The sequence below is a fragment of the Microbacterium sp. 2FI genome, assembly GCF_005502885.1.
Taxonomy (GTDB): Bacteria; Actinomycetota; Actinomycetes; order Actinomycetales; family Microbacteriaceae; genus Microbacterium.
Genome location: NZ_SCMR01000024.1, coordinates 39,497 through 61,030 on the forward strand (window position 1 = coordinate 39,497; position 21,534 = coordinate 61,030).

Annotated in this window: 20 protein-coding genes; 4 read left to right on the top strand and 16 right to left on the bottom strand. The window is 70.0% G+C overall.

All coding sequences use genetic code 11. The features are described from left to right. The first annotated feature begins 60 nt into the window (after nucleotides 1-60). Both FFS15_RS16020 and FFS15_RS16025 read left to right on the top strand, forming a co-directional pair. Nucleotides 61-2,184 (top strand): S9 family peptidase, encoded by a 2,124-nt coding sequence (locus FFS15_RS16020; RefSeq protein WP_137846048.1) that lies wholly within the window; start codon nucleotides 61-63, stop codon nucleotides 2,182-2,184. Nucleotides 2,185-2,421: 237 nt separating this feature from the next. Continuing rightward, nucleotides 2,422-3,315, top strand: a complete 894-nt coding sequence (locus FFS15_RS16025) for a DUF559 domain-containing protein (RefSeq protein WP_137846049.1) — start codon at nucleotides 2,422-2,424, stop codon at nucleotides 3,313-3,315. A 95-nt stretch (nucleotides 3,316-3,410) separates the two neighbouring features. Here FFS15_RS16025 and FFS15_RS16030 read toward each other — a convergent pair whose 3' ends face one another. The 5 genes from FFS15_RS16030 to coaBC all read right to left on the bottom strand — a co-directional run bounded on the left by FFS15_RS16030 (nucleotide 3,411) and on the right by coaBC (nucleotide 9,877). After that, on the bottom strand, nucleotides 3,411-4,439 hold the full coding sequence (locus tag FFS15_RS16030) for an ATP-dependent 6-phosphofructokinase (RefSeq protein ID WP_137846050.1): 1,029 nt from the start codon (nucleotides 4,437-4,439) through the stop codon (nucleotides 3,411-3,413). A 118-nt stretch (nucleotides 4,440-4,557) separates the two neighbouring features. Then, entirely contained in the window at nucleotides 4,558-6,714 is a 2,157-nt protein-coding gene (locus FFS15_RS16035; protein ID WP_137846051.1) for a DEAD/DEAH box helicase, read from the bottom strand. A gap of 202 nt (nucleotides 6,715-6,916) precedes the next feature. Continuing rightward, on the bottom strand, nucleotides 6,917-7,567 hold the full coding sequence (locus FFS15_RS16040) for a hypothetical protein (RefSeq protein ID WP_137846052.1): 651 nt from the start codon (nucleotides 7,565-7,567) through the stop codon (nucleotides 6,917-6,919). An 83-nt stretch (nucleotides 7,568-7,650) separates the two neighbouring features. Further along, the gene (locus FFS15_RS16045) at nucleotides 7,651-8,547 is read right to left on the bottom strand and encodes a glycerophosphodiester phosphodiesterase family protein (RefSeq protein WP_137846053.1); all 897 of its coding nucleotides are present in this window, start codon (nucleotides 8,545-8,547) and stop codon (nucleotides 7,651-7,653) included. 112 nt (nucleotides 8,548-8,659) lie between these two features. Next, nucleotides 8,660-9,877 (bottom strand): bifunctional phosphopantothenoylcysteine decarboxylase/phosphopantothenate--cysteine ligase CoaBC, encoded by a 1,218-nt coding sequence (gene coaBC / locus FFS15_RS16050; protein WP_137846070.1) that lies wholly within the window; start codon nucleotides 9,875-9,877, stop codon nucleotides 8,660-8,662. A gap of 47 nt (nucleotides 9,878-9,924) precedes the next feature. On the opposite strand from coaBC, the gene FFS15_RS16055 reads away from it, so the two are divergent. After that, on the top strand, nucleotides 9,925-10,641 hold the full coding sequence (locus FFS15_RS16055) for an NRDE family protein (protein WP_137846054.1): 717 nt from the start codon (nucleotides 9,925-9,927) through the stop codon (nucleotides 10,639-10,641). Between the two features lie 8 nt (nucleotides 10,642-10,649). On the opposite strand, the gene FFS15_RS16060 is transcribed toward FFS15_RS16055, so the two are convergent. The 9 genes from FFS15_RS16060 to FFS15_RS16100 form a co-directional block, all read right to left on the bottom strand. Next, nucleotides 10,650-11,513 carry an aldehyde dehydrogenase family protein gene (locus FFS15_RS16060; protein WP_137846055.1) on the bottom strand — a complete coding sequence of 288 codons (864 nt, stop codon included), beginning with the start codon at nucleotides 11,511-11,513 and terminating at the stop codon, nucleotides 10,650-10,652. Further along, a complete protein-coding gene (locus FFS15_RS16065) occupies nucleotides 11,510-12,949 on the bottom strand; it encodes an aldehyde dehydrogenase family protein (RefSeq protein WP_137846056.1) in 1,440 nt (479 codons plus the stop codon). The genes FFS15_RS16060 and FFS15_RS16065 overlap by 4 nt, the downstream gene beginning before the upstream one ends. A gap of 7 nt (nucleotides 12,950-12,956) precedes the next feature. Further along, the gene (gene deoC / locus FFS15_RS16070; RefSeq protein ID WP_137846057.1) at nucleotides 12,957-13,964 is read right to left on the bottom strand and encodes a deoxyribose-phosphate aldolase; all 1,008 of its coding nucleotides are present in this window, start codon (nucleotides 13,962-13,964) and stop codon (nucleotides 12,957-12,959) included. After that, nucleotides 13,961-14,338 carry a hypothetical protein gene (locus FFS15_RS16075; protein WP_137846058.1) on the bottom strand — a complete coding sequence of 126 codons (378 nt, stop codon included), beginning with the start codon at nucleotides 14,336-14,338 and terminating at the stop codon, nucleotides 13,961-13,963. Before FFS15_RS16075 ends, deoC begins: the two co-directional genes overlap by 4 nt. Nucleotides 14,339-14,391: 53 nt before the next feature. Then, entirely contained in the window at nucleotides 14,392-15,366 is a 975-nt protein-coding gene (locus FFS15_RS16080; RefSeq protein ID WP_137846059.1) for a bifunctional riboflavin kinase/FAD synthetase, read from the bottom strand. Continuing rightward, the gene (locus FFS15_RS16085; RefSeq protein ID WP_137846060.1) at nucleotides 15,363-15,806 is read right to left on the bottom strand and encodes a hypothetical protein; all 444 of its coding nucleotides are present in this window, start codon (nucleotides 15,804-15,806) and stop codon (nucleotides 15,363-15,365) included. Before FFS15_RS16085 ends, FFS15_RS16080 begins: the two co-directional genes overlap by 4 nt. A gap of 74 nt (nucleotides 15,807-15,880) precedes the next feature. Next, on the bottom strand, nucleotides 15,881-16,249 hold the full coding sequence (locus tag FFS15_RS16090; protein ID WP_137846061.1) for a hypothetical protein: 369 nt from the start codon (nucleotides 16,247-16,249) through the stop codon (nucleotides 15,881-15,883). After that, entirely contained in the window at nucleotides 16,246-17,175 is a 930-nt protein-coding gene (gene truB, locus FFS15_RS16095) for a tRNA pseudouridine(55) synthase TruB (RefSeq protein ID WP_137846062.1), read from the bottom strand. The genes FFS15_RS16090 and truB overlap by 4 nt, the downstream gene beginning before the upstream one ends. After that, entirely contained in the window at nucleotides 17,175-17,861 is a 687-nt protein-coding gene (locus FFS15_RS16100; protein ID WP_137846063.1) for a uridine kinase, read from the bottom strand. The genes truB and FFS15_RS16100 overlap by 1 nt, the downstream gene beginning before the upstream one ends. 57 nt (nucleotides 17,862-17,918) lie before the next feature. Between FFS15_RS16100 and FFS15_RS16105 the strand changes: the two genes are divergently transcribed. Continuing rightward, nucleotides 17,919-18,785: an A/G-specific adenine glycosylase gene (locus tag FFS15_RS16105; protein ID WP_137846064.1), complete on the top strand. Its 867-nt coding sequence runs from the start codon at nucleotides 17,919-17,921 to the stop codon at nucleotides 18,783-18,785. A gap of 4 nt (nucleotides 18,786-18,789) precedes the next feature. Here the strand turns inward: FFS15_RS16105 and rbfA are convergent, their stop codons facing one another. Both rbfA and infB read right to left on the bottom strand, forming a co-directional pair. Then, nucleotides 18,790-19,272: a 30S ribosome-binding factor RbfA gene (rbfA, locus tag FFS15_RS16110; protein ID WP_137846065.1), complete on the bottom strand. Its 483-nt coding sequence runs from the start codon at nucleotides 19,270-19,272 to the stop codon at nucleotides 18,790-18,792. Between the two features lie 58 nt (nucleotides 19,273-19,330). After that, nucleotides 19,331-21,534, bottom strand: a 2,204-nt coding sequence (infB, locus tag FFS15_RS16115; protein ID WP_137846066.1) for a translation initiation factor IF-2, incomplete at its 5' end; no start/stop codon positions are given.

A 21,534-nucleotide genomic window follows, 5' to 3' on the forward strand; every position in this document is an offset into this window, starting at 1 on the left:
GGCACCCTCCCGGCACCCTCTCAGGCCCCGCGCGACCGGTGAGCGGGCTAGCGTGGAGCGGTGACCGTCAACGACACGCCCGTCCCAGCATCCGTCCCCGTCGCCGCCGCTCGTCCGATCGTCCGCAGCCATCACGGCGACGACGTCGAAGACCGCTACGAGTGGTTCCGCGCCAAGGAGGATGCCGAGGTCATCGCCCACCTCGAAGCGGAGAACCGGTACACCGAGTCCCGCACCGCGCATCTCGCCGGCCTCCGCGACGAGATCTTCGCCGAGATCAAGGGGCGGACGCTCGAGACCGACCTGTCGGTGCCGACGCGGCGAGGTGAATGGTGGTACTACGGGCGCACCGTCGAGGGCCAGCAGTACGGCATCCAGTGCCGTGCCCCGCTCGCCTCACCCGACGACTGGACGCCGCCCGAGCTGTCGCCCGACGTCGAGGTACACGGCGAGCAGGTGCTGCTCGACGGCAACCTCGAGGCCGAGGGTCACGAGTTCTTCTCGCTCGGCAGCTTCGAGGTCTCCACCGACGGAACACTCATGCTCTTCGGCGTCGACGTCGCCGGCGATGAGCGGTACACGGTTCGGGTGCGCAACCTGGTGACCGGTGAGCAGCTGGCAGACGAGATCCCCGACACCTTCGCCGGCGCCACCTTCTCCCCCGACGGCCGGTTCATCGTCTACACGACGGTCGACGACGCTTGGCGCCCCGACACCGTATGGCTCCACGAGCTCGGAACGCCTGTGGACAGCGACACCCGCCTCTTCCACGAGCCCGACGAGCGGTACTGGGTGGGCGCCGGGTTCACGCGCAGCGACCGCTTCCTCGTGATCGGGCTCGGCTCGTCGATCACGAGCGAGGAATGGCTGCTGGACGCCGACGACCTCCGCGGCGAGCCTCGCGTCGTGTGGCCGCGCACCGAGGGCGTCGAGTACGAGAGCGAGCACGCCGTCATCGACGGCGAGGATGTGCTCTTCATCCTCCACAACGACGACGCCCTCGACTTCGAGCTGATCCGCGTTTCGGCATCCGATCCCGCGGGTCCTCGGTCTACCGTCATCGCACACAAGCCGGGTCAGCGCCTGCTGGGTGTCTCGACCTTCCGCGACTGGGGCGTCGTGGGCTACCGCCGCGGTGGCCTCCCCCGCCTCGGCATGCTCGACTACGCCACCGGCGGCGTGCGCGAGATCGAATTCGACGAGCCGCTCTACGCCGTCGGCTCCGGCGGCAACCCCGAGTGGGCACCGCCGCTGCTGCGCCTGGGCTACGGATCGTTCGTGACGCCCGGCACCGTCTACGACCTCGACATCGCGTCGGGAGAGCTGCTGCTGCGCAAGCGCCAGCCGGTGCTCGGCGGATACGCGCCCGAGGATTACGCGCAGGCTCGCGTCTGGGCGACCGCGCACGACGGCGTGCAGATTCCGATCTCGCTGGTGTGGAAGCGCTCGTTCGGCGAGGCCGGCGCCGCTCCGCGACCGGTGCACCTGTACGGCTACGGCTCGTACGAGCACTCCATCGAGCCCGGCCTCTCGGTGCCGCGGCTGTCAGAACTCGACCGCGGCGTCATCTTCGCGGTCGCCCACGTCCGGGGCGGCGGCGAGATGGGCCGGCAGTGGTACGAGGACGGCAAGCTGCTCGCGAAGCGCAACACGTTCACCGACTTCGTCGACTGCGCCCGCCACCTCGTCGACAACGGGTACACGACGCCGTCGCAGATGGTGGCCGAGGGCGGCTCGGCCGGCGGTCTGCTGATGGGAGCGGTGGCGAATCTCGCCCCGGAGCTCTTCGCCGGCATCCTCGCCGATGTGCCGTTCGTCGATGCGCTCACCACGATCCTCGATCCGTCGCTCCCGCTCACGGTCATCGAGTGGGACGAGTGGGGCGACCCGCTGCACGATCCCGACGTGTACGCGTACATGAAGTCGTACTCGCCCTACGAGAACGTGCGAACGGATGCCGCCTACCCCCGCATCCTGGCGGTGACATCACTCAACGACACCCGCGTGCTGTACGTCGAGCCCGCGAAGTGGGTCGCGCGCCTGCGCGAAGTCGGAGCGGACGCGCTGCTGAAGTGCGAGATGGTCGCCGGGCACGGCGGCGTCAGCGGCCGCTACAACGCGTGGCGCGAGCGCGCGTTCGAACTCGCGTGGCTGCTGGACGTGGTGGGCGCCGCCGACGCCTGACGCCGGGCACCTGCCACGAGAGCGCGCCGCACCGACGCGCCCGCGGTCTATCACCGCTCGCGATTCAGGGGATCTGGCGGAGTCAGGGCACTTCTGCGCAGAGCGTCCTGAATGAGCCAGATCCCCTGATCTCAGCGGCAGATGTGCGCTCCTCCCCAACGGGCCGTACTGACGGGCCTTCCACAGATCAGGCAGAACGCAACTCGCGGCTCCGGTCAAGGGCGCACCATCATCGGCATGCCCAACGCACGCCCCCGCCGTTCCGTTGCCCGTCAGGACGAACTGATCGTCTGGCTGAAGAAGCGCCATGGCGTCGCGCACAGTTCCGATGCGCGCGCCGCCGGCTTCACGGTCTACGACATCGCCGGCGCTGTCGAGGGAGGACAGCTACAGCGCATTCGTCGCTCGTGGCTCGTCACCCCCGACTGCGACGAACGACGCCGCGCTGCTGCGCGCGTGAGCGGCCGCGTCACCTGTGTCAGCAGCGCAGCGTTGCGTGGCTTGTGGCTGCCGGACTCCGCGTCCGATGCGAGGACCCATGTGGCGGTCCCGGGGAACGCGTCGCGATTCTCGAGCGATGGCCTGCACCTCCATTGGGGTGCCGGCCCGGCGCCGGTCGGGCGGAACGAGAACGAGGATGCCGTCGTGAACGTGCTGTTCCATATCGCGCAGTGCCTTCCTCAGCGAGACGCGCTGGCCGTATGGGAATCGGCGATCCGCAGGAGAACCGTCGACGGTGGCATGCTGACCCGGGTCGCATGGCGCAGTTCACAGGCGGCCGCGCTTGCCTCGGTGGCGTCTTCCCTCTCGGATTCCGGACTCGAGTCCTTCTTCGTCGATGGCATGCGTCGCGCCGGGATCACCGCGCAGCAACAGGTCTGGATCGACGGCCATCCCGTCGACGGGTTGATCGGCGCGTCCCTCGCCGTACAGATCGATGGATTCGCCCACCACAGTAGTGCGGCCGATCGCCGCCGCGACCTGCGCGCAGACGCGCGACTCGTTGCCCTCGGCTACGTCGTGCTGCGGTTCGACTACTACCAGATCCTCTTCCAATGGGACCAGGTACTCGACACAATCCGGCTTGCGATCGCGCAGGGCGCAGACCGGCGCGTCGTCGCCCCGATCTGACAGTTCTCCGGATCAGGAAATCTGGCCGAGTCAGGACGCTTCACGCTAGAACGTCCTGACTCCGCCAGATCCCCTGATCTCGGAACGACGGAGAGTCAGCCGAACAGCGCCGCGGCCTCTTCGTAGCGCTGGATCGGCACGGTGTTGAGCTCGCCGAGCGCCTCGGCGAACGGCACCCTCACGATGTCGGTGCCGCGCATCGCGACCATCTGACCCCACGCGCCGTCGACGACGGCGTCGGCCGCGTGAAGGCCGAGTCGCGTCGCGAGAACGCGGTCGAAGCCCGACGGCGAGCCGCCGCGCTGAATGTGGCCGAGGACCGTCGCGCGCGTCTCGATACCGGTGAGCCGCTCGATCTCGGGGGCGAGAACCTCGCCGATGCCGCCGAGGCGCGGGCGGTTGAAGGCGTCGAGGCCCTTGTCGCTGAAGGCCTCTTCCATGCCCTGCACCTTGAAGCCCTCGGAGACGACGACGAGCGGCGCGCGCCCCCGGTCGTGCGCCTTGGTCACCTGCTCGCAGATTTCGTCGATCGACATCGGCACCTCGGGGATGCAGATCGCGTGCGCTCCGGCAGCCATACCCGCGTGCAGGGCGATCCAGCCGACGTGTCGGCCCATGACCTCGGCGACCATGCACCGCTGGTGCGAGTCTCCGGTCGTGCGAAGGCGATCCATCGCGTCGGTGGCGATGTTGACCGCCGTGTCGAAGCCGAACGAGTAGTCGGTGGCACGCAGGTCGTTGTCGATCGTCTTCGGGACGCCGAGCACGTTGATGCCGTCGTTGGCGAGGCGGTTCGCCGCAGCGAGGGTGCCTTCGCCGCCGATCGCGATGATGCCGTCGAGGCGGTGGCCGTACATCGTCTTGGAGATGTTGTCGGCGCCGCCGCGGGGGCCTTCGTACGGGTTCGTCCGGCTCGTGCCGAGGATCGTGCCGCCGACCTTGGAGAGGCCCTTGACCTCATGGCGGGTGAGGGGGAAGAAGTCGCCGTCGACGACACCGCGCCAGCCGTCGCGAATCCCGACGAACTCGAGGCCGTAGGTCGTCGTGCCTTTGAGCACGACGCCGCGGATGACCGCGTTGAGTCCGGGGCAGTCGCCGCCGCTGGTCAGGATGCCGATCTTCATGCTGTGGTCCTCGCTGTCGGGAATCGAGTCGGCGACGCTGCCTCACCCGACATTAGCGTCCGAAGCCCCGCCCTGCTACACGAGCGGGACGGGGCTTCGGACGAGAGGACGGATGCCGTCAGGCTGCGCCCAGAGCACGCCTCACCAGGTGTATGAGAGCCGACAGCTGCACGGAGTCGCTGGACTGCGGGTCGACGGCCTCACCGTCGAGAGCGCGGGCGGCGAGCCCCTGCTTCGAGTCGATGAGCTCGGCGATCTTCGTGTCGATCGTGTGCGCGGCGATGATCCGCCACGCCGTCACAGGCTCGTCCTGACCGATGCGGTGCACGCGGTCGATTGCCTGCGTCTGCTCGGCCGCCGTCCACGAGAGCTCGGCGAGCACGACGTTCGATGCCGCCTGCATGTTCAGACCGACTCCAGCTGCGGTCAGCGAGCAGACCGCGATTCCGACACCGGGGTCGCCGTTGAACGCGTCGATCGCCTCCTGGCGGGCGGGCGTCGTCTGATCGCCACGGATCGACACGGTGCGCAGGCCGGCGTGCGCGAAGTGCGCCTCCGCAGCATCCATGACGTCGATGTGCTTCGCGAAGAAGACGACCTTGCCGACCGAGCGCTGCAGCTGCACCGCGTAGTCCGCCGCGAGCAGCGCCTTCGCCTGGCCGATCTTGCGGACCATCGTGAAGACGTTCTCCGAGCCGGTGCCAGCCGCCTTGGACTCCTCGAGCTCATTGTGCGCCACGAGCCGGACGATGTCGTCGTCCACCTCGCCGGGTGCGAGCCCGCGATCGCCGCGCGCGTCGATGATGCGACGGTAGCGTGCGGCCAGACGCTCGCCGAGCTCGCGCTCGGCCTGACGGATCGACCGGCCGAACTCGTCGTCGAGCTCCACGGGGAGATCGGCGATGAGCTTGTCGGGAAGGTCTGCGGCGACATCCTTCTTCTTGCGCCGCACGATTCCCATCGAGATGACCGCTTCGCGCGCTTCGGGGTAGAACGCCTTGTCGGCGGGCGTGAGGCCGGTCTCGTCGAGCTTCGCCATCAGGTCGGGGCCGGGCTTCTCACCCGTCGTCCAGCCGAGGAAGCGCCAGATCGCGTCGAAGTCCTCGACGTCGTTGATCAGCGGCGTGCCCGTGAGAGCGAGCATGAGAGGGTTCCGCACCTGCTCGCGGATGCGGGCACCGAGCGCCAGCACGTTCTGCGAGCGCTGCGAGGTGAGATTCTTGATGAAGTGGGCCTCGTCGACGACCATGCCCTTGAGCCCGAGCGCCCCGAGCCACGACAGGTGACGGTCGAGGATCTCGTAGTTGACGATGAAGACGTCGGCGAACGCGTCGATGTTCTCGCCGTCGCCGTGGATCACTGTCGCGCGGCGGTGCGGCGTCCACCGCTCGACCTCGCGGGCCCAGTTCATCTTCACGACGTTGGGGACGACCGCGAGCAGCGGGTAGGCACCGGCAACGGATGCTGCGAGCACCGACTCCGCTGTCTTGCCGAGTCCGGGCTCATCGGCGAGCAGGAACGAGCGGTGTCCGGCCCGCACCGCCTCGAGGAACCGCGACTGGTGCGGCATGATCTCGAGCCCCTTCGGGGACAGGCGATCGAACTCGGGCACCGGGGGAAGCTCCATCGACGCCGCAGCGCCGCCGGCGCCCATCTCGAACGCCTTGTAGAGGGGGCCCATGAGCTCCCATCCGTCGAGGCGGCGACGCGGTGTCTCCTTCGGAGCGCGGACCGAGAGGTCGGGCGCGAGGAAGGGATTCGACTCGCGTCGTGCCTCGACCTGCACCGGCACGACCTGGCGCTCGGCGAGGGCCGCCGGAACAACGGGGGTCGCCACCGGAGCGACGTCGGTGATGATGAGCTCGTCGGGAGCGAGTTCGGCACCCGATTCGAGCAGCCAGTCGCGGCGCATGCGCTTGGCGACGGGCGACGCGGCCTGATCGACCTCGAGCAGCTGGATGAGCGACGTGTCGCGCGCGGCGGTCTTCGCGAGGATCGTCGCAACGCCGTCGAGACGCTTGAGCAGCTCGGAGCGCACGCCGTCGGCGAGGGTCGTGTCGCCCTTGACGCGGGCGCGCTCCTCGCGCACCAGGAACGCGATGACCTGGAACTTCACGCGGTTGGTCGGCCCGAGCTTCCCGCGCTGGGCCTTGGCCTCGACCTCGCGCACCTTGCGGGCGAGGATCGGGATGATGGGTGCCTCGTCGTCGCGTCGCGCGGACGACGAGGGCTTGCGGCGTCGCGAGGACGTCTGGGCGGGCGCCGTGGGCGGCATGCTCCTCCTGAGCGTGTGTGCCGGTGAAGACCGGCGGGTACCGGTCGAGACCGATGGATCTGCGTGCTCCCGCGGGCGGCGCGTGCGCCGTCGCGAACGCGGGACGGGATGCCTTCGCCGACGGCCGCGGGCACTCGCTTCAGCGAGCTGCGACATCGACGGCGGGGGTCTCCCTCGGGCAAGTCTAGCCGAACAGCAGCGTTCAGCCCCAGAGCGTCGCCGCGATGTCTTCCGTATAGCCCTCGGGGTGGAAGTTGATCCACGCAGTCGAGACCCAGCCGCCGTCCTGCAGGTAGTGCGTCTCGCCGCTGGCGTACTCCTCGTCGTCCTGCGTGATCCCGCGCTGCTCGAAGGCGCACACGGTGCCCCCGGCCAGCTGCTCGCAGCCGACTCCGGCACTCGCGAGCGCCGCCCGGACCGCCTCTGCCTGCGCCGCGTCGACGACGGTCACGTTGGTGGCCAGGCCGTACTCGCTCGGCATCCCCCACGAGCAGCGGATGGTCGGCGCGCCCGATTCGAGGATCTCGATGAGGTCGACGTTCTGCGTCGACAGCATCGTCACGCCGGGATCGTTCAGCGGCGCGTTCTCAGTCTCGAGCTGATCGAACATCGCGGCGGAGTAGATGCTCTCGCACGCAGGGGGCAGTTCGAAGCCGGCATCGGGGAGATCCGTGGCGATCGGGGTGGGCGACGGACTGCTTGCAGGCGATGCGGTCGGACTCGCCGATGGAGTCCCGGACGCCGTGGCGGCCGGGTCGGGCTCGGGGGCACAGGATGCCGTGAGCGCGACGCCGACCAGCACGGCCACGCACGCCATCGCGCGCGCGAGCGTCGACGGAAGACGATTCGACATGGCACCTCCGAGGATCTCGCGTCCGACCCTACGCCGGACGACCCGGCCGTCCACCCCGGACGCGCCGCGCGTGGGCGCGTGCCTCAGCGACCCGACGCCGAGTTCTGCCAGGCGGACAGCGTCTCGGGATCATCGGTCACGATCCCGTCGACGCCGAGGGCTGTCACCTCGTCCCACTGGGTGTCGCTGTTCAGGGTGTAGACCACGATGCGCACCCCCGCGTCGTGCACGGCCTGCACGACCTCAGGTCGCTTGAGCACAGCCTTCCGATCGACCAGGATGCCGCGCACGCCCGCCTCTGCCGCGGCGCTGACGACGTCGTCGGGCAGATGCTTGAGGATGAGCATCCGCGAGACCACTTCGGACGCCGCCGCAACCCGTGCCAGCGTCCGCGCGTCGAAGCTCGCGATGGCGACGCGGCGATCGAGGTCGCGTCCGGCGAGGTGTCCGACCGCGACGCCGACGGCCGCGGCATCCCATTCGCCTTTGAGCTCGATGAGCGCGCGATGCTTGGTGCCGGCCAGCAGATCGAGGAACTCGACGAGGGTCGGCACCGGGGTGCCGGCGTAGGCGGGGGCGAACCACGACCCGGCGTCGAGGGTGCGCACTTCGGCGAGCGTCAGCGACGAGAGCGGGCCGTGACCGTCGGTGGTGCGATCGACGGTGGCGTCGTGCATGAGCACCGCGTGCCCGTCGGCGGTGAGGGCGACGTCGACCTCGACGTAGTCGAAGCCCTCCGCGAGCGCCGCCTCGATCGCCGGAAGAGTGTTCTCGGGCGCGCTCGCGCCGCCACCGCGATGACTGGCGATGAACGCCGCTTCACCCGGTGTACGCGTCTCGCCGAGGAGTTCGGTGGCGCTGACACGCGCCGGGGTCGCGCCGAGGAAGGCGATGACGAGGCTCGCGACGGCGAGCACGCACACGACAAGGAGCGCGTGGATCCGGTCGCGCGCGCGATCGGAGTCCGCGGTATGGGGCATCGGGCATGTCCTCCGGGGTCTTGCACCGCGTCCACGTCGACGCGGTGCACTCACCCTACATGCTTCGTTACCTTTTCGTTACCTGAGATTCACTCAGTTTTCGCTCAGGCCGTCAGGCGCCGCGGAGCGAACGAACCGCGTCCCACAGGGCATCGGCGACCTCGCGCTTGCTCCCCTGCGGCGATGCGACGACGTCACCGCCCGCGTCGAGGAGGAGGACCGCGTTCTCCTCGCTCTCGAAGCCCTGCGCCCACCCGACCTCGTTCACCGCAAGCAGGTCCGCGCCCTTGCGCGCCGCCTTGCGCCGACCGCGATCGAGCAGCGTCTCGGCGCCGGTCGGCGTCTCGGCGGCGAAGCCGACGATGATCTGGCCGGCGCGCCGCTCGCGCACGAGGCCCGCGAGGATGTCGTCGTTCTCGATGAGCTCGAGCGTGAGCCCGGGCCCGTGCGCGGCATCCTTCGCGAGCTTGATCGAAGACACGTCGGCGACGCGGTAGTCGGCGACGGCCGCTGCCATCACCACGACGTCGGCACCGTCTGCCTGCTCGGTCATGACGGCTGCGAGATCTGCCGCGGTTCCGGCGCGCACGACCCGAACGCGGGGGTGAGCGGATGCCGTCGCCAGCACGCCGTCGTCGAGGTGAGCGGTGACGAGCACGACGTCGGCTCCGCGATCGGCGGCCGCGAGGGCCACGGCGACGCCCTGCCGGCCGCTCGAGCGATTGCCGATGAAGCGCACCGGATCGATGGGCTCGCGGGTACCGCCTGCGCTCACGACCGCGCGCACCCCCGCGAGGTCGGCGCGGGGCACTGCGGCGTCGAGCGCTGCGGCGAGGATCTCTTCGGGCTCCGACATCCGGCCCGGGCCGCTGTCGCCGCCGGTGAGCTCACCGTCGGCGGGTCCGACCATCACGACGCCGCGCTCGCGCAAGACGGCCACGTTGTGCACCGTCGCGGGATGCCGCCACATCTCGGTGTGCATCGCGGGTGCCACCACGACCGGTGCCGTGGTGGCGAGTAGGGTCGTCCCGAGGAGATCGTCGGCGAGGCCGGTGGCCATCTTCGCGAGGGTGTTGGCGGTTGCCGGCGCCACGATGACGAGGTCCGCGGACTGGCCGAGTGAGACGTGTCGCACGCGGGCGACGTCGTCGTGGACCGAGGTCGTCACCGGATTGCGGCTGATCGCCTCCCACGTCGGCAGGCCGACGAAGCGCACGGCATCCGCGGTCGGGACGACATGGACGTCGTGACCGGCCTTGACGAGGAGGCGCACCAGATGCACCGACTTGTAGGCGGCGATCCCGCCCGAGACTCCCACCACGACGAACACCATCCGATCTTGGCACGACCCGACCCCGCAGGAAGGAGAGCGCATCGATGTGCACCGTCGTGATCCGCGTCCCCGCAACGCCGGAAGAGCCGACGCTCGTCCTCGCGATCCGCGACGAAGACCCCGCACGACCGTGGAATCCGCTCGGTCGCTGGTGGCCCGAGGCGCATGACGGAGTGGTGGGTGTGCGCGACGTGCGCGCAGGTGGCGCGTGGCTCGCGGCGGATCCCGGGGCCGGCAGGTTCGCCGTGCTCCTCAATCGCGCCGACGTGTCAGAACGACCGGAGTCGGAGCTGGTCTCACGCGGCGGCCTCGTGCTCGACTCGGTCGCCGGCCACTCCCCCGCAGGGTCCCCTTCCACGCACGGCTTCAACCTGCTCGAGGTGCAGGGCACGGCCGCCCGCGTGCTCACGTGGGACGGCGACGCGCTGCGCTCGGTCGACCTCGAGCCGGGTACCCACATGATCGCGCACGACGACGTCGACGATCCTGCGACGCCACGCATCGCGCGATGGCTCGGCGACTTCCGCGACGCGCCGCCGGCAGACGGCGAACGGTGGTGGATGCCGTGGGTCGAGGTGCTCGAGCGCTCGGCGGCGCTCGAGAGCACCGACGACCGCGCGATCATCCGCGACAACCGCCCGCACGGCTATCCGACCCTGTCGCTCCTGGCGTGCGTGGCATCGATCTCGGCATCCGGAGTCGAACTCAGCTACGGCGAGCTCACCGAACCCGGCGAGTGGGGCGGGCTCGAACTCGCCTGACCAGTTGGCTACACGAGGCTCTTCGTGTGCCAGATCGTCTTCGTCTCGGTGAACGCCGCGATGCGCGCGAGGCTGGGGGCCGCGGCATCCGTCCCCTCCTCCGGCAGCAACACGCGCGTGAGCGTCTCGGCCGCCGCGATCTGCAGGTCGATCCAGTCCAGTTCGCCGGCACCGACGAGGTCGAGGGCGTGCACGTCGGGGTGCGAGGCGATCCAGGGTGCGAGCTCGGCGGGCGAACCGGTGAGGACGTTGACGACTCCTCCGGGAACGTCGCTGGTCGCCAGGACCTCGGCGAGGCTGATCGCAGACAGCGGGAAGCGCTCCGAGGCGACGACGACGACCGCGTTGCCGGTCACGAGCGCGGGCGCGATCGCCGACACGAGACCCACGAGCGCGGTGTCCTGCGGCGCGATGACGCCGACGACGCCGGTGGGCTCGGGCACCGAGATGTTGAAGTACGGACCCGCGACGGGGTTGCCGTTGCCGGCGACCTGGCCGAACTTGTCGCACCAGCCCGCGTACCAGACCCAGCGATCGATCGCCTCGTCGACCTCGGCGCCGGCGACGGATGCCGACACACCCGTCTGCTGCACGATCTCGTCGACGAACTGGGCGCGACGGCCCTCGAGGATCTCGGCGACGCGGTACAGCACCTGGCCGCGGTTGTACGCGGTCGCTCCCGCCCAGCCCTTGACGGCGCCACGAGCCGCGGTGACGGCGTCGCGGGCGTCCTTGCGGGAGGCGAGGGCCGCATTGGCGAGGAAATCGCCCTTGGCCGAGAGCACCTCGTAGGTGCGCCCCGACTCGGTGCGGGGGAACTTGCCGCCGATGAAGAGCTTGTACGTCTTCGGCACGCTCAGTCGCTTGCTCATGCTGCCCCCTTCAAGTACGCGGCCAGGCCGTGCCTGCCGCCCTCACGGCCGTAGCCCGACTCCTTGTAGCCGCCGAACGGGCTCGCCGGGTCGAAGCGGTTGAAGGTGTTCGCCCAGATGACGCCGGCGCGCAGTCGATCGGCGACCGCGAGGATGCGCGATCCCTTGTCTGTCCAGATGCCCGCCGACAGGCCGTAGGGCGTGTTGTTGGCCTTCTCGATGGCCTCACCGGGCGTGCGGAAGGTGAGCACCGAGAGCACCGGCCCGAAGATCTCGTCGCGAGCGATGCGATGGCTCGCCTGCACGTTCGTGAAGATCGTCGGGGCGAACCAGAACCCGTTCTCGGGGATCACGCACGGCGCGCTCCAGCGCTCGGCGCCCTCGTCCTCGCCGATCTGGCTGAGTTCGCGGATGCGGTCGAGCTGCGCGCGCGAGTTGATCGCGCCGATGTCGGTGTTCTTGTCGAGCGGGTCGCCCAGGCGAAGCGTCGACAGGCGGGACTTCAGGCGCTCGACGACCTCGTCGTGGATCGACTCCTGCACGAGCAGACGGCTGCCGGCGCAGCAGACGTGCCCCTGGTTGAAGAAGATGCCGTTGACGATGCCCTCGATGGCCTGGTCGATCGGCGCGTCCTCGAACACGATGTTGGCGGCCTTGCCGCCGAGCTCGAGGGTGAGGCTCTTGCCCGACCCCGCGACCGCCTTCGCGATCTCACGGCCGACGCCGGTCGAGCCGGTGAAGGCCACCTTGTTGACATCGGGATGCCGCACGAGCGCCGACCCGGTCGCCCCGGCTCCCGTGATGATGTTCACGACGCCCGGCGGGAGGTCGGCCTGCTGCAGGATCTCGGCGAAGATGAGCGCCGACAGCGGCGTCGTCTCGGCGGGCTTGATGACGACCGTGTTGCCGGCCGCCAGCGCGGGCGCGATCTTCCACGCGAGCATGAGCAGCGGGAAGTTCCACGGGATCACCTGGCCGGCGACCCCGAGCGAGCGCGGGTCGGCACCGAGGCCGGCGTAGTCGAGCTTGTCGGCCCAGCCGGCGTAGTAGAAGAACCAGGCGGCCACCAGGGGCACGTCGACGTCGCGGCTCTCCTTGATGGGCTTGCCGTTGTCGAGGCTCTCGGCGACGGCGAGCTCGCGAGCGCGCTCCTGCACGAGGCGCGCGATGCGAAACAGGTATTTGCCGCGGTCGCGCCCCGACATCTTCGACCAGGTCTTGTCGTACGCGCGGCGGGCTGCGGCGACGGCGGCGTCGACATCGGCCTCGCTCGCGGCGGCGATCGTGGCGATGTGCTTCTCGTCGGCCGGCGAGATCGTGGCGAAGCTTTCACCGCTGCCGGCACGGAACTCACCGTCGATGAAGAGCCCGTACTCGTCGCGCAGGTTCAGGATCGCCCGCGATTCGGGTGCGGGGGCGTACTCGAGGAAACTCATGTCGGTCCTAGTCGATCGTGACGTAGTCGGTGCCGGTGTAGTGGCCGGTCTTCAGCTTCTGGCGCTGCAGCAGCACGTCGTTGAGCAGGCTCGACGCGCCGTAGCGGAACAGGTGCGGCTGCAGCCACTCCTCGCCCACCGTCTCCGCGACCGTGACGAGGTACTTGATGGCGTCCTTCGAGGTGCGGATGCCGCCCGCGGGCTTCACGCCGACCTTCTCGCCGGTGGCCCGGTGCCAGTCGCGCACGACCTCGAGCATGAGGAGGGTGACCGGCAGCGTCGCCGCCGGCTGCACCTTGCCCGTGGAGGTCTTGATGAAGTCGCCGCCGGCGAGGATCGACAGCCACGACGCGCGCTTGACGTTGTCGTAGGTCGTGAGTTCGCCCGTCTCGAGGATCACCTTGAGAGAGGCGTACGTGCCGTCTTCCCGACGGCACGCCTGCTTGACGCGCGCGATCTGGTCGAAGACGAGCCCGTAGCGACCCGCGAGGAACGCCCCGCGGTCGATCACCATGTCGATCTCGTCGGCGCCGTGCGCCACCGCCTCCGCCGTGTCGGCCAGCTTGATCTCGAGCGAGGCGCGCCCGCTCGGGAACGCGGTCGCCACGGCGGCCACGCTCACGCCGCCGTCATCGGGGTCGCCGTGGGCGCTGCCGAGCGCCTCCACGGCGTAGGGCACCATGTCGCCGTAGACGCACACCGCGGCCACGCGCGGGCACGACGGGTCGGAGGCATCCGGATTCAGCGCCTTCGCGACGAGCGAGCGCACCTTGCCGGGGGTGTCGGCACCCTCGAGCGTCGTGAGGTCGATGAGGTCGATGATCTTGTCGAGCGCCCATGCCTTGGACGTCGTCTTGATCGATCGCGTGCCGAGCGAGGCCGCGCGCTGCTCGAGCCCCACGGCGTCGACGCCGGGGAGTCCGTGCAGATAGCGACGCAGCGTCGTGTCGTCGGGCTCGCCGCCGAGGAGTTCGACGGCGCGCTCGGGGAGCGTCTGCACATCGGTTCGGCTCATTGTTCTCCCTTTGTCATATGCGCGCGGAACACGCCGGAGTGACGCATCAGCACGAGGACGCCGATTCCGACCACTACCACGAAGGCGATCGTGAGTGAGGCGAACGCGAACCAGTTGTCGTCGAGCGCCAGCACGATCCCGGCGGCGATCACTGCGATCGCGGCGGCCGCGAGCTTCGATGCGAACTTCAAGCCTACCCCGGCCGTCAGTCCGCCCGCGGGCGAGTCACCTCTCGCCAGGATCAGGTCGGCGAAGGCGTCGAGGGTCGCCAGAAGAGAAGCCGAGTAGGCGACGGCGCATCCGAGCGCGCCCCACAGGTTGACGGAGTTGGACGCGGCCGCCACGGCGGCGATGACGAGGTCGAGGGCCTGCACGCCTCGATCGTAGGCGCGCGGGGGTGTACGGGTCTACGGTGCGAGGGCGCGATTCAGGTCAGCGCCGCGCGCACGCGCTCGACATCGTCGGCGATCTGCACGACGAGCGCCTCGATGCCGGCGAACGCCGTCATCTCGCGGATCCGCGCGGTGAACTGCACCTCGACGATGTGGCCGTACAGGTCGAGGTCGGTCTCATCCAGCACGTAGGCCTCGACCTGACGATGCTCGACATCGTCGAACGTCGGGTTGGTGCCGATGCTGATGGCGGCGGGATAGCGGATGCTGCGCCGGGGGTCGCCGTGGCGACCGGCGTCCTGCGAGCCCTCGTCGACGAGCCAGCCCGCATAGACGCCTTCAGCCGGCACGAAGCCCTCGAGGTCGGCCGAGAGGTTCGCCGTCGGGAAGCCCAGCTCGCGACCGCGCTTGAGCCCGTGTACGACCTCGCCCCGCACCGCGTGGGGTCGGCCGAGGATGCGCGATGCGGTTTCGACGTCGCCGGCGGCCAGTGCCTCGCGCACCCACGTCGAGGAGACGCGGCGTCCGGCATCCATCGAGCGCACGTCGTCGACGACGTCGACGTCGAATCCGAATTCGCGCCCGAGTTCGCGCAGCAGTTCGGGGTCGCCTGCTCCCCCACGACCGAAGCGGAAGTCGCGGCCGACGAGCAAGATGCGCACGTCGAGGGCGCCGACGAGGACGTGCTCGACGAACTCGCGTGCCGGCAGATCCGCCAGGGCGCGATCGAAGGTGAGCAGCAGCGTCGCATCGACGCCGGTCTCGGCCAGCAGCTGCAGCTTCTGCCCGACGCCGATGAGGCTCTCGGGGCAGAGATCCGGTCGCAGCAGTGCCAGGGGGTTGCGATCGAAGGTCACGGCGACCACGCGGGCGTCGGACTCGACCGCATCGACCCGGGCGCGGTCGATGACCGCGCGGTGGCCGGTGTGCACGCCGTCGAACTTGCCGATGGCGACGATCGACGGGCCGAAACCGTCGGGAACCTCGTCGGGCGAGCGGAAGACGATCACGACGCCACCGCCGGCGCCGACGCCTCCACGACCTGGTCGGCCGGGCGGTGCGTGCGCAGCCACCAGATGCCGAAGAACGGCAGCACGAGCGGCACGAAGAGATATCCCATACCGAACCACGACCACACCGTGGCGTGGGCGAAGAGGTCGGGCAGCACGAAGGTGAGCGTGCCGATGACGAGCACGCCGACGAGTTCGAAGACGATCGCGATCCACGCCACCCGGTACCAGGTGCGCGACCCGGCGAAGACCAGGGCGAGGGTCGCGACGATGTACACGACGGCAGCGAGGGCCGAGAGCGTATACGCGAGCGGCGCCTCGTCGTAGTCCTGGACGATCTGGACGAACGAGCGACCGGTGGCGGCGAGCGCCATGATCGCGTACACGATGACGAGGACGCGACCGATGCCGGTCATGCGGGGGCGGGCGGGCGACGACATGACCCGTCAAGCTTAGATCGGATGCCGCGCCCGCGGCGCCGCCCGCGGCCCGAGCAGCGCCGCAGCACGTGCCGTCACGCGATCTGGATCGTCCAGATCGCGTGCATGCGCCACACCATGACGGCGACCGCGAGTGCCGCGATCCCCATGATCACGGTGCTCCAGCGGCTCCGTTCGACGAGCGCCCAGCCGACGGCGGCGATCGGCAGGAGCGCCGCCGAGATCAGATACACCCAGAACTCCAGCGCACTGCCGGTCGGAGCATTGCCCGCGAGCGGCGCGATGATCGCCACGACGATCTGGGCGATCAGCAGCAGTTCGATCAGCGCCATCCCGCCGACCGTGAGATCGCTCGGCCGACGCCCCGCGAGACCCGCGATCACGCAGAACAGACCCACGACCACGGCAACCGCGACCTGGGTGATCGTGAACCACAGGATCACGCCGATGCCTCCTCGGGCATGTTCATCGCGCTCTTGATGTCATCGCCTCGGCGCTCGACGACCCCGACGAGCACGCCGTCGGGATCGATCGCCGCGGCGGGGTTCGCGGGCAGGCGCACGGCAGCGCCGGTGAGCCTCTTGCCGTGCCGCAGATCGCGGGCCTCCTCCGCCGTCACGTCGATGCGGCCGAGGACGGCGGCCGCCACGTCGCCGGGCGCGGCGAGCGGCGCCTCGCCGATCGCGTCGGCGTTCGCGGCATCCGTCGCCGCGAACGGGCCGATCCGCGTGCGCCGCAGCGCCGTCAGGTGGCCGCCCACCCCGAGCGCCGCGCCGAGGTCGCGCGCGAGCGCTCGGATGTATGTGCCGCTCGAGCAGTCGACGACCACGTCGAGGTCGATCACGCCGTCGGCGCCCGTCTCGGCCGCAGACCGCCGTTCTGCGACGACGTCGAAGCGAGTGACCGTCACCTCGCGTGCCTTGAGCTCGACCTCGGCCCCGGAACGGGCGAGGTCGTACGCGCGCTTGCCGTCGACCTTGATGGCGGAGTATGTGCTCGGCACCTGCGAGATGCGGCCCCGGAGCGGCTCTATGGCCTGGGCGATGGCGGCGGAGTCGAGAGATGCGGCATCCGTCGTCGAGATCGCCGTGCCGTCGGCGTCGTCGGTGTCGGTCGCGACCCCGAGCCGGATCGTCGCCTCGTAGGTCTTGTCGAGTCCGACGATGAAGGTGAGGAGTCTCGTGGCACCCTCGACGCCGAGGACGAGGAGGCCGGTGGCCATCGGGTCGAGCGTGCCGGCGTGGCCGATCTTGCGCGTGCCGAGCGCGCGGCGGGCGCGCGCGACGACGTCGTGCGACGTCATGCCGCCGGGCTTGTCGACGAGGAGGATGCCGGCTGCCGGGCGCGGTCGGTCGGTGCGTTCAGGCATCAGCAGAAGTCCTCGTAGACGCGGCGCGGGTGTGCGAGATCGGTGTTGTCGACGATGACGGATGCCGCAGACCGCGGCTTCGCGTCGCGCAGGTACAGCTGCTGACCGAGCCGGTAGCGCGCATTCGATGCAGCCGCCGGATCGGGATCACTCCCGTCGCGTTCGGCCATGCGAGCCGTTGCGACATCGTCGGGGACGTCGAGCCACACCGACCAGTGCCACAGTCCCCGCAGCTCCTGCCGGTGCAGGAAGATGCCGTCGACGATCAGCACCGCATCCTTGGGGGCGGCGACCCATTCGGATTCGACCGGCGCGTCGCGTGAGACGTCGAAGGCGGCGAGCTGGAACCCGGTCGTCGCTCCCGTCTGGGCGCCGTCGAGGAACGGGTCCACGAGCACCCGGCGGAACGTCGAATAGTCGTAGGAGTCGCGGTAGAACCCTTCGGGGCTCGTGCGGCCCCGCACGTACCGCTCGGCGCGCGGACGGTGGAAGCCGTCGATCGAGGCACGGAAGGCGGCGATCCCGTCCTCGGCGAAGACCTGCGCCAGGGTGTCGGCGAACGTCGTCTTGCCTGCTCCGTCGATCCCGTCGACGGCGATGAGGATGCGGCCGCCGCGGTATCGGCGACGCACCTCGTCGCGCAGCCCCCGCACGAGCGTCGTGGCGGGTGTGATCGGCAGTCGCATGGTTCCAGCCTAGAGTCGGCGCGGCCGCCATACGCGCCGCCGCTTAGGCTGAATCGCATGCCCGATCTCGCTTCGCCACTCATCGGGTGGTACCCCGAGAACGCGCGCGATCTGCCGTGGCGGCATCCGGAGTTCGGCGCGTGGGGCGTGCTCGTCAGCGAGTTCATGCTGCAGCAGACGCCCGTGAACCGGGTGATACCCCACCTCGAGGCCTGGCTGGCCCGTTGGCCCACCCCCGCCGCACTGGCGGCGGAGGCACCCGCCGAAGCCGTGCGCCAGTGGGCGAACCTGGGCTACCCCCGCCGCGCGCTCTGGCTGCATCGTGCAGCCGTCGAGATCCGCGACCGTCACGGCGGCATCGTGCCGCGCGATGTGGAAGCCCTCCTCGCCCTCAGCGGCATCGGCGACTACACCGCGCGCGCCGTGGCCGTGTTCGCCTACGGCGACCGGCATCCGGTCGTCGACACCAACACGCGACGGGTGCTGGCACGGGTCGTCGACGGCCGCTCGCAGCCCGGTGCGGCATCCCAGCGCGATCTCGCCGCGATGGAGCGGATCCTGCCGGCCGCCGTCGACGAGTCCGCGATCGTCAACGCCGCCGCGATGGAGCTCGGCGCTACGGTGTGCACGGCCCGCGCACCGCGCTGCGACGCGTGTCCGCTCGCCGCACTCTGCGCCTGGCGCGCGGCGGACTTTCCCGACACGGGCGACGACCGGCCCAAGCAGGCGCGCTACGAGGGCAGCGATCGTCAGGCGCGGGGCGCCGTGCTGCGGATGCTGCGGGATGCCGCGCCCGCGCCCGTGGCGCTCGACGAGGTCATCGCCGACTGGCCCGATGCACGGCAGCGCGATCGCGCGATCGACTCGCTGATCGCCGACGGGCTCGCCGAGGCGACGGCGGGCATGCTCCGCCTGCCGGGCTGAGCGATCAGGCCTTGTCGTCCTCGTCGGCGGCAGCCTCTTCTTCTGCCTCGTCGACCTCGTCCTCATCGAACTCGCGCGGCTTGACGTACGGGTCGGCGTCGCCGGCATACGTCGCCGTCGAAGCGAGGCCCGCCACGGCCGCGTCGCGCTCGCGCGCTTCACGCAGGAGCGCCGCGATGTGGTCGGCGTTCTCGGGGATCGCGTCGAGGAAGAACTCCAGCGACGGCGTGAGCCGCGTGTTGAGGTGCTTGCCGACCTCGCTGCGCAGCATCCCGGTCGCCGATTTCAGCGCCGCGGCGGTGTCGGCCCGCAGCGCCTCGTCGCCCATGACCGTGTAGAAGACGGAGGCGTGCTGGAGGTCTCCGGTCACCTTGACGTCGGTGATGGTCACGAAGCCGAGGCGCGGGTCGCGCAGCCCCTTCTCGAGACGCTCTGCGAGGACGACGCGAATGCGGTCCGCAACTCTGGCTTGACGTTCGCCGGCCATTTCTCTCCCTGGTGGTACGGAAAGCGGGGGACGCCCGAAGGCATCCCCCGCTGTGTGATCAGCCTCGAGGCTTCTCGACCAGCTCCGTGGTCTCGATCTCGTCGCCGATCTGGATGTCGTTGAACTTGCCGAGTCCGATACCGGCCTCGTAGTCCGTGCGAACCTCGGTGACGTCGTCCTTGAAGCGGCGCAGCGACTCGATGGCCAGGCCATCGGCCAGCACGACGCCGTCGCGGATGACCCGCGCCTTGGCGTTTCGCGTGATCGTGCCCGAGCGGACGATGACACCGGCGATGTTGCCGAACTTCGAGGAGCGGAACACCTCGCGGATCTCGGCCACACCCGACTGGATCTCTTCGTACTCCGGCTTGAGCAGGCCCTTGAGCGACTGCTCCACATCGTCGATCGCGTTGTAGATGACGGAGTAGAACCGGGTGTCGACGCCTTCGCGCGATGCCCGCTCGCGGGCCTTCGTGTCGGGACGCACGTTGAAGCCGATGATGATCGCGTTGTCGATCGTCGCCAGGTTCACGTCGGACTCGGTGATCGCACCAACACCGCGGTGGATGATGCGCAGCTGCACCGAGTCGTCGACCTCGATCTTGAGGAGCGACTCTTCGAGCGCCTCGACGGCACCCGAGACGTCACCCTTGATGATGAGGTTGAGCGATTCGACCTTGCCCTCTTCGAGAGCGCGGGTGAAGTCCTCGAGCGAGATGCGCTTGCGGGCCTTGGCCAGCTGGGCGTTGCGCTCGGCCGCTTCACGCTTCTCGGCGATCTGGCGGGCCAGGCGGTCCTCGTCGGTCACGATGAACGTGTCACCGGCGCGGGGCACCGAGTTCAGACCTTGCACCTGCACGGGACGCGACGGCCAGGCCTCGAGCACGGCGTCGCCGTTCTCGTCCGCCATGGCGCGCACGCGGCCGTAGGCCGTGCCGGCCACGATCGCGTCGCCGACGCGCAGCGTTCCGGACTGGATGAGCACCGTGGCGACCGAGCCGCGGCCCTTGTCGAGCTTCGCTTCGATCGCGACACCGCGGGCGGCCTTGTTCGGGTTCGCCGTGAGGTCGAGCCCGGCGTCGGCGGTCAGCAGGACCGCGTCGAGGAGCTCCTGGATGCCGGTGCCGGCACGAGCCGAGACGTCGACGAACTGAACCTCGCCGCCGTACTCCTCGGCGACCAGGCCGTACTCGGTGAGCTGCTGGCGCACCTTGGCCGGGTTGGCGTCGGGCTTGTCGACCTTGTTCACCGCGACCACGATCGGCACACCGGCCGCCTGGGCGTGGTTGAGCGCCTCCACCGTCTGCGGCATGATGCCGTCGTCGGCGGCGACCACGAGGATCGCGATGTCGGTCACCTGCGCACCACGGGCACGCATGGCGGTGAACGCCTCGTGACCGGGGGTGTCGATGAAGGTGATCGCGCGCTCGATGCCGTCGTGCTCGGTCCAGACCTGGTACGCACCGATGTGCTGCGTGATGCCGCCGGCCTCGCCCGCGACCACGTTGGTCTGACGGATGGCGTCGAGCAGGCGGGTCTTACCGTGGTCGACGTGGCCCATGACGGTCACGACCGGCGGACGGATCTCGAGATCGTCCTCGTCCTCGTTCTCGAGCTCGGCGTCGAGATCGAGACCGAAGCCCTCGAGGAGCTCCTTGTCTTCGTCCTCGGGCGAGACCATCTGGATCTTGTAGCCGAGCTCGGCGCCGAGCACCTCGAACGTCGCCTCGTCCAGCGACTCGGTGGCAGTCGCCATCTCGCCGAGGTTGAAGAGGATCGTCACGAGCGTGCCGGGCTGCACCGTGTAGCCGGCGATGGCCTCGATCTTGTCGGCGAAGTCGGCGATCGATGCGCCGCGGCGCATGCGGATGATCTCGCCGCTGCCCTTCTGGACGTTGACGCCACCGACGATCGGTGCCGACCGCATCTCGAACTCTTGACGCTTCGCCCGACGGGACTTCCGCTGCTTGGACTTGCCGCCGCCCTTGCCGAAGGCACCTGCCGTGCCGCCGCCGGGACCACGGCCGCGACCGCCGCCGCCACCGGGACGACCGGCGAAGCCGCCGGCCGGAGCACCGGCACCGGGAGCGCCGGGGCGCTGGAAGCCGCCGCCTGCGCCGCCCGGACGACCGGGGCCGCCGGGACGCTGCTGGAACGGGGCACCGGGACGACCGGCGCCGCCGGGACGACCCGCACCGCCCGGACGCGGGGCGCCGGGACGGGGGGCACCGGGACGCGGGGCCTGCGGACGCGGGATGTTGC